The sequence below is a fragment of the Planktothrix sp. FACHB-1355 genome (assembly GCF_014748295.1).
Classification (GTDB): Bacteria; Cyanobacteriota; Cyanobacteriia; order Cyanobacteriales; family Aerosakkonemataceae; genus Aerosakkonema; species Aerosakkonema funiforme_A.
On sequence record NZ_JACJUP010000103.1, the window covers coordinates 1 to 10,291 of the forward strand.

The following is a 10,291-nucleotide window of genomic DNA, read 5'->3' on the forward strand; positions in this document are numbered from 1 at the left end:
CAATAATGACTATATCGTAATCGGCTGCCATATTTTCATATCCTCTTAAATGCGGTCTCCATCTTTATTTCTTTGGCAGAACTCACCCCGATTGCGGCTGACTGATGCCATGTAGTAATTTGGCTTATTATAGTATCGCCTATAAATATAGTGCCGCCAACATCTTGTGCCCAGGTGGGTGCTTCCCCCAAAATGAAATAACTTGCGTGACAAAGCGTAGTATATGGCCATTAGGATCGCCAAACTATGCGATTGTCACCTATTCTTTTTGCTAGAAGACGATGGGCTGAGGAACTGTAAGATTGGGATCGGCCTTTGACTAACTGACTTATTCAATTCCAAAATTCGATGAAAATGTCAATCTAGAGTTTTGTAGAAATTATCGAAGTTAAGACGTTAAGCTACAATTAGCCATCGCTTTTATATTTTGAAATAATTAAATCACAGGGGAGCGGTTATGAGGATAATTGTACTAAAGTCGAGAGATAAACAATCAATTTATGACGCGGATGTTGCGAAGTGATTCCAGAATTCGCTCGTGCGGTCAATCTACTATCAGAGAACCTGACAAGTATTAGCCAACCAGAATTCACAGGCTCTCAACCTCAGTGATTTGCCGTTCTTTTTTTTAGCTCGTCTTGACTCAGCATTTTAGATGACTTGTGGAAATGACACAGATTTAGCACAATTGCTGATATACAGAAAAGATCCGATGGCGATCGTTCTCGATAAGCTTATGAAATCAAAACTCTTGGCTAGTGCAACACTGCTGACAACCTTTAGTTTGGCAAATCCTGCCGAAGCTGCCAATCCCGACCATATCAGACAGCTGCTCTCCACAAAGCAATGTCCCAGGTGCGATCTTAGCAATGCGGGATTGGTGATGGCTAATTTGGCTAACGCCAATCTCAGCGGTGCTGATTTGACTCGCGCTAATCTCAGTCGCGCCAACCTGATCGGTGCAGATCTCAGCAATGCCAATCTTACGGGTGTGAGTCTGTTCGGTGCCAATCTCAGCGGTGCCAATCTCAGCGGTGCCAATCTGAATGCTGCGGATATGAGAGATACTTTTCTCGCTCAGGCTAATTTGGTTGGTGCTAGTTTAACTAATGCTAACTTTTTGGGTGCGATCGGATTGCCAAGTTACACCGGTACAGCTGAGGACTTCTATCGATGGGCAATGGCAGAAGCGGAGAGAGACAATTATGCTAGAGCGATGGAACTGTTCAACCAGGCGCTGAATATTAAACCCGACTATGCAGAAGTTTACATGGGGCGCGGTATGGTTCGCTTCCAACAAGGGGACAAGACGGGAGCGATGACAGATACTCAGCGAGCGGCACAACTTTATACGGCGCAAGGAAATCAGCAGGGATATCAATTAGCTCAAGATGTTATTAAAGGAATTGAAACAGCTAATAAACCCAGGCGTTCTGGCGGCGGCTCGAATTTTCTTAATTTCTTAAGCGGTATTGCCAGTTTGGGGCTGCAATTGTTTTTCTAATGCCTGGAGCGTCGCATAGCTGAAATTATACTGTATCAGGCTGTAAGGCTGCATTTACCGCATCCGTACAGCCAATTTTATGGCATTACTATTCTGATTTTTTGTTTGTTCAATAGACATTTCCAAAAATTCTTGTGGGGTAGGCATCCTGCCTGCCGAGAGAGATTGTTCTAGCTAGCTGAAACTGACTGGTTAGTTCAGGGAAATTAGAAGTAGCCGTGACTTAAATCACTTGACACTAGGATAATTGTCACCTTTTTTGAAAGATACCCATCACCAGACACCTTATAAAAAGGATCGATATTAATAGTATCGGTGTTTCTGCGGTGATGCCATCTGTCAATGGGAGAGTTGAGTATGTTGGAAAAACTAATACTAGCGGCTGCAATCACGTTCTCTGTAAACTTTTTCTTGGGTGTTACTTCGCAAAATCAGAACGATTCCAGCCTGTACTTAGGTAAAAACGTAACCGAAACCGTAAGTCTACTGAATCAGCAATAGGGGTAGGAATCGCAGCGAAACCTCATCCCTATAAGGGTTTACATTTGTTTGCTTTAGGTAAAACTTTAAATAAAATGTATTCTAAATTACCGTAGGAGCGAGGGCTCTCCAAATCGCTTCACCTGGATAAAAGTAGCTCTATCTAAAGTGCCAGCAAAAGATTTTCACAATGTCACCTCCAACACGATCGGCTAAGAGCAGACCCGGCTATAATAAACAGCAATGCAGATACAAGGTGCGGTAAGGTAAAGGAAAAAATGACCGATTTGGGCTAAAGTACCGAATAAAGGCCGGAAAAGTACGGTAAATTTTTAGCTCGAAGCCAGTCATACTTCTGGAACATCCTTAACTGGCCTGGATCTGGTCTTCTCGATCGATGGACGATTTTTTATGACCATTTACGTTGGCAACCTGTCCTATAAAGCCACTTCCGAAGATATTAAACAATTATTTACAGAGTATGGTTCTGTCAAACGAGTAGTCTTACCAGTAGACCGGGAGACAGGCAAAGCGCGAGGTTTTGCCTTCGTGGAAATGGTCAGCGAAGCTGAAGAAGATGCAGCTATCTCGGATTTAAACTCTTCTGAATGGATGGGGCGTCAGCTGCGGGTAAACAAGGCAAGACCCCAGGAAGACAGGCGTAGCGATCGCAGCAGTTATTAGAACAGGTTGGATGCCTCTAGTGTTAACTAGGGGTTAAGATTAATCAAACCTACACAGATCCTCAGCCTTGTGAGGGTAACTTTGTCTTGACACTGCTTTGAATTTGTGATATCTTAACTAAGCTTACCTAAAAAACAAGGCTAAGCGGCAACCCTAATCATACCTAAAGATAGTAGCGCCTCAATATATTGCAGAAGTGCTACTGTTTTTTTCCGCAATGAGGTCAAAATGGCGAAACGCCGCAATCTAAAGAAAGAAAAAGCACTGCGTAACCAAGCATACGCACGAAAGTATCGCAAACGGAAAAATACGACTAACTTTTCTTCTTCTAGAAAACGCAACCAGTCTGTTTCCGCAGAGGGTGACGACGAAGAGGAGTAGGCTTAGCCTCACTTCGCTTCGCTTTTGCAGCGTAAAATTTGCCCAATCTCTGGGGCTAGGGTGTTTCTTCAAAGTGTAGAGCATCTTTTGGCGCAGAGCTTGGGCTTTTTGGTAATTTTTGCAAATTTCGATAAAATTTCCTCATAAAGAGTCGGTAGGTAGGAAAAGTTCTCCTTTGGGCGGATGACCTAAAGTTTGCACAACAAAGCGATAATGCTCCGCATCGCTATCGCGAACGCATCAAGCGCAACAATAGCGATCGTAATTGCTCCCATCATTTTTTCTCCCAAGGAGCGCAATTAGTAGCAACTATATTCGATCGAGTCCTAACGAATTCGCAGTAACGCAATCTCCAAGAGTCGTACTGAGCTTGACTAATTCTGAGAAAATTATCAGCGCGTCGGTTCAGGGGGCGACAAGCGCCCCCAAACAATTACAGGTAAAGGTTTTGGGAACTAGATCCCTGTGGAAACAACCTCTTTTTATTGAGAACAGACTCTCTAGAGTTTTCAAATTAATTAGTAAAGTTCACCAAAGGAGTAACAGATGTTAGACGATTTTCTGTTGGAGAAGGCTAAAAATATATACAAGGAAATAGAAAAAGATCGAATCAAATTGACAAGTCGATGGCAGTATGAAAAATGCCAAGCTATGCTTACCAACGTAATTACTGCGTTGCAATTAAAACAGCCTTGGGCACACTTTCTGTCGGAGTTGCCTTACATTGAAGAAGTGTTTACTGGATGGGATTTAAGAGGCGCTTCTCTTGCTGGCATCAACTTAGCAGGCGCGGATTTCAAAGAAGTGGATTTGTATTTTACCGATTTGAGAGGTGCTAATTTGGAATTATGTGATTTTCGAGGAGCATACCTCTCCCATGCTAATTTATCAGACACTATCTTAGCGGGAGCAAATTTTGAAGGTTGTGATATGATGAGAGTCACTTTCAAAAGAGCTAATCTTTCTAATGCCCAACTCATGCGGGCTTTTTTAGCTAATAGTAACTTAGTAGAAGCTAATTTTTCAGGAGCAGATTTAACATCTGCCACATTGCTGGGAGCTAAACTTGAGGGCACGATTTTTGAAGGAGCGATTTTAGAGAATGTTAGATGGGGTGAATTTGCTAAAGACGATCCAGAATGGGATAAAGACGATCCAAAAATTGACTATTGGGCTTAAAAAAGCATCACTTTCGTAGTCCGCATCCCAATTAGCGTTAATTGGCAGGACGAGTTTTATATCGCACTCAAATGTGACATAATTAACTCAATTTGTGGTGTTAGATTAATTAGGCTCATTCACGAGCGATAAAATTAATCATAATCGCCAAAATTATGCACATCGACGCACCCTACAGACTCAAAATTAATAACTAGGAACTTGCGTTAAGTAAGCATTTTGCAAAATCAATCCGAAAGATAATTACCCTTTTTCTGAATAACAAATATAAAATAGGTTAAGCGCGTGTTCGCCGCCCTAAAATCTACCTCAATCAAAGCTACTTATGAACGATATAGCCCCCATTATAAGTCAGAGAGTAGGAGAAATTTGTTTCCAAGTCGATGATGTAAAACCATGTCAAGACTTGGTTGCAGAAAAAAGTGCTTTGTTACAGTTTGAAAAGTGCTATGGAAGTCCGGTACTTGCATTCAGTCACCACCCGGAGTTCCCACTTGTCGAAGATAGCAGCGACAATGCTTTGGTAAGCGCTGTTCACATAGCGTTCAGTCAACATCGACCCTTGTTGCTTACTCCCGATACGATTTGGATGACGATCGCACAAGGTTTTGCACATCATATCAATAATAACGCGGAAGCGCTTCGCTCTCGTTTTGTACGCCATCAGGGGAAAATTGTACTTAAATCGGAAACAGACGAACTGACACAACCTCACCACTGGGAAAAAGTTATAGAACAATGGGTTAGGGGTATTCGCGCAGAGGTAGGTGCAGATTTGTGCGACTTGATGGAATGCAATTTCAGCACCACTACGCCAAGAATACGCACTGCAAGTCATATGGTGATGATGGATGCTTTCCAGCAGTATTTCGATTACTTGCGTATGTGCATTTGCGGTATTCCTTTCGTGACTTTGCAAGGTACAGTGGATGATTGGCGCAGCATTCAGCATCGTGTCGAGAAGATAGCTGAATACGAACTTGAATGGTGGACACAAAGGTTGTTGCCAATTTGTCGAGGATTTGTAGAAACGGCTGAAGGCAAACCTTCGTTAAGTTTTTGGCGTGAGATTTACAAACCTGAGTCAGTTTACGGGGAAGAAGTAATTACAGGATGGTTAGCCGATCTTTTCCCATATCTTAAAGATTACGCAAATGATTTTAAAATTAGAAATCCAATTCTAGATGTAGCTCGCACAGATATAACTGTTTCCGATGGTATTTCTCCTCAATATATCCCTATTGGTTTGTCCTGCGCTCCATTTAAATTGAAGACAGCGTTAGGTGAGAAATCGCTAGAATTAGTAGGTGGATTTATTGGTATTAAACAAGATCCAGACGACGGCACTCTTCAACCGGAAATAGGTTGGGCAGTTCGCGAGATAATTTTGCTAAGTTGTTAGATTTGTTAGAGCAGGAACACGAAACAGAACCACCTTTGGATCGATCGAGCAATAATCGTGTTCGTATTCCGGAGATGCCAGGAGAACTTATACAACTGTTAGAACGATTTAATGAAGCGACTTTATTTGCCAATACGGAACACAGTTGGCGGGTGCGATCGATACAAGATTACTTATTATACATCATGTACCGCCCGTACAAATATGCGACAGCTTTTATCGACCTCAATGACGGTCGTTGCATTGCTTATGCTGATGTAAGTCGCTCAACGGGAAACTGGGAAGATGGAACTTACAAAGATTATAGCGAATGGTGGATAATTGTAGGAGAACTTATGCCTTTCATGGATTCAACTTTCAAAAAAGAGTACAAGCTGTTGAAGCCCGAAAGTGCTGCGGTTATTGCGAAAGGAATTCCCCAACTATTTGAGCGAATAATTGAAGCAGAGGGACGCTACTATTTCGATGCGCCTGACTTTATTCCCGATGATTCATTCGATGAGGATAATTAAGTAGGCGGACAGAATGAATCGTAGGGTGGGCACTGCCCACCAAAATGGCTAAACCCACCCCTACACCAGATGTATTTTATCGAGTCGAAAACCCTATAAAATTTATTCCCTGTTGATGCGAATCAACTCCGTCAAAATGCTATCCAAGCTGCCGTTAACTTGAATTCGATCGATCTTTTCAGCAATTCTTTCTAGCACTTCCAACTCCTTCAGACGCAAAGCAACAGGATTATCTTCCATCACTTTAGCGGTATTCAACATACTGCGAGTGGCAGCAGTTTCTTCACGGCGGCGCACTACGTTAGCTTGTGCGGCTTTTTCTGCCTCTACAACCTTGCTCAAAATAGTCTTAATCTCACCAGGGAGAATAATATCTTTTACGCCAACGGAGTCAAATTCAATTCCATACTCTGCGGTTTTCTGACGAATGTATTCAGCAACGCTTCTATCGATCGCGCCTTTATCTTCCAATAAAGCATCTAGAGTTCGTTCGCCGACTGCCGCCCGTAAAGCAAATTGTAATTCTTTGTATAAGAAAGCAGCTACATCTGACAAGCTATTTTTGGCTTTCAATGGGTCTACTATGCGGAAACCAGCAGTTAAATTCAAGCGTAGAGGTACTTTATCTTTAGAGAGGATATCTTGACCGGATACTTCCATAGTTTGCAAGCGGAGGTCAATTGCTTCCGTTTGCCAAGAGCGTCCAAATATCCACCAAGCGTGTATTCCAGGTTGGAGTAGTGTTTGAAATTCTTGATTGATGTAAAGTAATCCAATATGCTGTGCTGGAACTTCCCGAATGTGCAAAAAATTGCGGACTATCTCTGGCGCATTCAAGACTAATTCTGTCACTAAATTAGCTGGCAATTTAGCATCATTGCTGATGTCAATTACTTCTACTTCCACACCTTGCCAAAATAATTTGCGGCTAGACGGCGGTAGGATGGAGATAACTTTACCTCGATCGCGTACAATGGCGACTTGCTGATTCTGCAATTGAACTATCTCGCAGTAAGCCGCCACAAACTCAGGATGTCGATCGATCAGCACATCCTCGGAGGGAAAGCCGGGATTGGGTACAATACGGCTGAGATTCCGGACTGTAACATCTCGATCGACAGCCCAAAAAGCGTACTCGCCCGGTGAGAGCGATCGCACAAAGTTATTCTGCACGTAAAGCAAACCAATTTCAGATTCTGAAATTTGGAATTTCTTGATTCCATACAAGGTACTTCCACGTATTTGCTGTACGAAATCGGCAGGTAATTCCAAGCTTTCATTCAAATCAAAAATATGAGATTTTACGTCAATAAAACCGCGCCAAAAAGCTCGCAATTGATTTGGTAAAACACTCACCCAATTTTGTCCCACTCGCACTAAAGCAGTTTGATTGAATGCAGTCCTTACTACTAAAAGATATTGCTGTAATTCGGAACTATTATTTCGCAGCAATAATTCCAAGTTGTCAATCTTTGCTTCTGGTTGGTTGAGATCGTAAGTTTTTACTTGCCAGTGCTGACCGAAATATGTGTAAGTACCGGGCTGCAAGATTTTCTTAAAATCACTGCGGTGATATAAGATGCCAATTTCGTTAGGTTTGATGTAAAAGGTTTTCCACATAGAAAATTGCAGAGATAATTTAGGAATTCGCAGTTGAAATAACATACTCGTGACTACATTTATAACTTGGGTTTCTGGTTTTGCGCTGCTGAAATTATGGTTTGCTCGATTCGCTTCGACCTTGTTTCGGGACGTTTAGCACTTGCAATCCAAAAAAGGATATTCTTTTTGGACGATCTGCTTAATGCTTCAAAATATTGATTGGCAGTTTCGTTTGTTGCTAATGCTTGCTGTAAGTCATCTGGGATAATTAATGCTTCGATCGCATCCAAAGTATTCCACGAACTGTCTTGTTTTGCGGCTACAATTTTTGACAAGCCAGCCTCAGTCATCAAACCTCGATCGATCAGTTCTTCGACATACTGCTTATTTAATTTTGACCACACACTTTTCGGTTGGCGAGGAGTAAATATTTGCATATAACGTTCTGCGTCTAAAGCTTTAACTTTACTATCAATCCAACCAAAGCATAAAGCTTCTTTAACTGCTTCTGTATATTTAATGCTTGGCTGACCGCTTTTTACTTTGTAATAAATTAGCCATACACCAATAGAGGTGCGATGGTTTTTTTCTAACCAATCCCGCCATTCTTTGCCATTTGTGGCATAAAATGTTTCTAGTTGGTTATCAAATTTTTGCATAGTGGGAACGTTATTAGGCAAAGTTTGCTTTTTAGGTATGTTGTTGCACTTTGGCGCTGAAGCGCAACAACATACCTCTAGTTGAGTTTTTGAACGATTTGCATAATACATATACTACACTATATTTTTAAACTCTGCAAGTGTAGGTGTTGGCAGTTCAGTTGCGGGCAAATTGTGTCTCGAAAACTGGATTAAGATTGCTGCTACTTTCGTCTAAACTTCCCAAGGGAAATTCAGACAAATATCGCAACGCTCAAATACGCCGTTCGCTTTACTATCTCCAGAAAACTGGAGCGGTAAAACGAAGGGACATACTCAAGTTAGGGAGAAAACAATTGCACTGGCTCCTTTACAGTTACTAGCGATCGTCACGAGTAGCGATCGATAATACGCACCTACATCGCAGAGTTCCTAATAGAGTTGAGAAAGCTACTTTAAAAGAGTAGTGTCTTTTGACCCGGACAGGGTTGGTGGGGCAGAAAGTGGATTTGAACCACTGACCTTTGGGGACAAGCCCAACGAGCTACCAGACTGCTCTATTCCGCGAATTTGTCTTTTGACCCGGACAGGGTTGGTTGAAAGTACAGGAATCGAACCTGCGACAAATTGGTTATGAGCCAATCGCTCTACCAGTGAGCTAACTTCCAGGGCGTTTGATGTAGGACTCGAACCTACGACCTACCGATGCGATCGGATGCTCTCCCACTGAGCTAATCAAACTGTCGAGTAGTGACGCATTAATGTGCGATATACGCTCAATTCAGAGGTTGGCGCACCAGTTGGGTATACAGAACCCAAACCACAGCCAGTTAATGTATTACTAACTCGCTACTTAATGTAGCACAAAAAATGTCAGGTGGTAGGGATTTACTAAATAATATTATTTTTAAACTCTGCAAATGCGGGTGTTTACAGTTCAGTTGCGGGCAAATTGCATCTCATCTCACTGGATTAAGATTGCTGGGATTTTTACTTAGATTACCCAAAGGCAATCTAGAAAAAGATAACAGCGCTCAAATATGTCGTTCGGTTTGTCAGTTCCAGAAAAATGGATGTGTCAAACGAAGGAACATACTCAAGTTAGAGAGAAAACAATTGCACTGGCTTCTTTGCTGTGACTACCGATATCGCGGACGATAAACGATAGCATCACACCAACACCGCAGAGTTTGCCAAACGAAAACAGATTTTCTCTGTCGTAGTTTTTACTGAATTTGTAGCTACCAAGTTTGTAACTACGAATGTGCCTTGTCCCTAACAAGGTGCCCTTATTCAGGGCGAAAGAGTTTTTGCTGAAAGTACAGGGGTAAACCCGTTATCGATCGGCGATCCACCGATCGCTCTAACAAGAGAGTTAACTTTCAACTGGTAGTAATATATTGGTCGGCGGTATACGCTCGATTCAACGATCGGCGTACCAGTTGGGCATACAGAACCCAGACTATTGCATTGGACAATGTATTCCTACCTTTGCACTCATTATAACTCAAGTAGAGCGAAATTGTACAAATATGGCCTTACTTATATTTTTCTCTGATGCGTTTCACCTGTTCTTTAAACTCTGCACCGAGTTCGGGATTGACCATTGCGACGAAGTTAGCAAATCCTTGAATTGAGGCAATTAAATCTGAAGAATTACCCCAGCGTTTGCCTTCTAATCCGTCTTTTTCGATCTGATACAAAGTTGCCCGAAAGCGTTTGAGAGTTTTCTTATCAACGTTGGGTTTATCGTTAACTATAACTCCAGTTACATCTTGCTGTCGGGAATTGCGAAGGATTCTGGTTTTTTCTTCATTAATTACAAAACCTTCGTGTTCGACTATTGATTCGGTGCGTCTCAGTACGTTACAAATATGACGGCGGTTATCGCCAGAAGCAGAAAAGGTGA

8 protein-coding genes, 3 tRNA genes and 1 pseudogene are annotated in these 10,291 nt (G+C 42.1%); 6 read left to right on the top strand and 6 right to left on the bottom strand.

What is annotated here, in order from left to right; genetic code table 11:
- The first annotated feature begins 655 nt into the window (after positions 1 to 655).
- The 6 genes from H6S82_RS07305 (at position 656) to H6S82_RS07330 (ending at position 6,142) form a co-directional block, all read left to right on the top strand.
- Complete coding sequence (locus H6S82_RS07305) at positions 656 to 1,504, top strand: pentapeptide repeat-containing protein (protein ID WP_322111920.1); 849 nt, start codon at positions 656 to 658, stop codon at positions 1,502 to 1,504.
- A gap of 891 nt (positions 1,505 to 2,395) precedes the next feature.
- Positions 2,396 to 2,668, top strand: a complete 273-nt coding sequence (locus H6S82_RS07310; protein WP_190465774.1) for an RNA-binding protein — start codon at positions 2,396 to 2,398, stop codon at positions 2,666 to 2,668.
- Between the two features lie 228 nt (positions 2,669 to 2,896).
- Complete coding sequence (locus tag H6S82_RS07315) at positions 2,897 to 3,049, top strand: hypothetical protein (RefSeq protein ID WP_190465772.1); 153 nt, start codon at positions 2,897 to 2,899, stop codon at positions 3,047 to 3,049.
- 546 nt (positions 3,050 to 3,595) lie between these two features.
- Positions 3,596 to 4,228: a pentapeptide repeat-containing protein gene (locus H6S82_RS07320; RefSeq protein ID WP_242056850.1), complete on the top strand. Its 633-nt coding sequence runs from the start codon at positions 3,596 to 3,598 to the stop codon at positions 4,226 to 4,228.
- Between the two features lie 325 nt (positions 4,229 to 4,553).
- Complete coding sequence (locus H6S82_RS07325) at positions 4,554 to 5,630, top strand: DUF4419 domain-containing protein (RefSeq protein ID WP_190465770.1); 1,077 nt, start codon at positions 4,554 to 4,556, stop codon at positions 5,628 to 5,630.
- Positions 5,624 to 6,142, top strand: coding sequence for a hypothetical protein (locus tag H6S82_RS07330; RefSeq protein ID WP_190465768.1), 519 nt, complete (start codon positions 5,624 to 5,626; stop codon positions 6,140 to 6,142). The genes H6S82_RS07325 and H6S82_RS07330 overlap by 7 nt, the downstream gene beginning before the upstream one ends.
- 102 nt (positions 6,143 to 6,244) lie before the next feature.
- On the opposite strand, the gene H6S82_RS07335 is transcribed toward H6S82_RS07330, so the two are convergent.
- From H6S82_RS07335 to H6S82_RS07360, 6 genes and pseudogenes are all read right to left on the bottom strand, one after another.
- Positions 6,245 to 7,762: a slipin family protein gene (locus tag H6S82_RS07335; protein WP_190465766.1), complete on the bottom strand. Its 1,518-nt coding sequence runs from the start codon at positions 7,760 to 7,762 to the stop codon at positions 6,245 to 6,247.
- Positions 7,763 to 7,821: 59 nt separating this feature from the next.
- Entirely contained in the window at positions 7,822 to 8,424 is a 603-nt protein-coding gene (locus H6S82_RS07340; RefSeq protein ID WP_242056851.1) for a YdeI/OmpD-associated family protein, read from the bottom strand.
- 450 nt (positions 8,425 to 8,874) lie between these two features.
- Positions 8,875 to 8,948, bottom strand: a tRNA-OTHER gene (locus H6S82_RS07345).
- A 27-nt stretch (positions 8,949 to 8,975) separates the two neighbouring features.
- Positions 8,976 to 9,050 (bottom strand) — tRNA-Met (locus H6S82_RS07350).
- 3 nt (positions 9,051 to 9,053) lie between these two features.
- Positions 9,054 to 9,123: transfer RNA gene (locus H6S82_RS07355), tRNA-Ala, on the bottom strand.
- A gap of 797 nt (positions 9,124 to 9,920) precedes the next feature.
- Positions 9,921 to 10,291: pseudogene (locus tag H6S82_RS07360) on the bottom strand (RNA-directed DNA polymerase); the annotation flags it as partial.

Bases quoted from the DNA above. Each gene is read 5' to 3' on its own strand.
- H6S82_RS07310 (WP_190465774.1), top strand. From the start codon at position 2,396: ATGACCATTTACGTTGGCAACCTGTCCTATAAAGCCACTTCCGAAGAT.
- H6S82_RS07305 (WP_322111920.1), top strand. From the start codon at position 656: ATGACTTGTGGAAATGACACAGATTTAGCACAATTGCTGATATACAGA.
- H6S82_RS07325 (WP_190465770.1), top strand. From the start codon at position 4,554: ATGAACGATATAGCCCCCATTATAAGTCAGAGAGTAGGAGAAATTTGT.
- H6S82_RS07315 (WP_190465772.1), top strand. From the start codon at position 2,897: ATGGCGAAACGCCGCAATCTAAAGAAAGAAAAAGCACTGCGTAACCAA.
- H6S82_RS07320 (WP_242056850.1), top strand. From the start codon at position 3,596: ATGTTAGACGATTTTCTGTTGGAGAAGGCTAAAAATATATACAAGGAA.
- H6S82_RS07335 (WP_190465766.1), bottom strand. From the start codon at position 7,762: ATGTGGAAAACCTTTTACATCAAACCTAACGAAATTGGCATCTTATAT.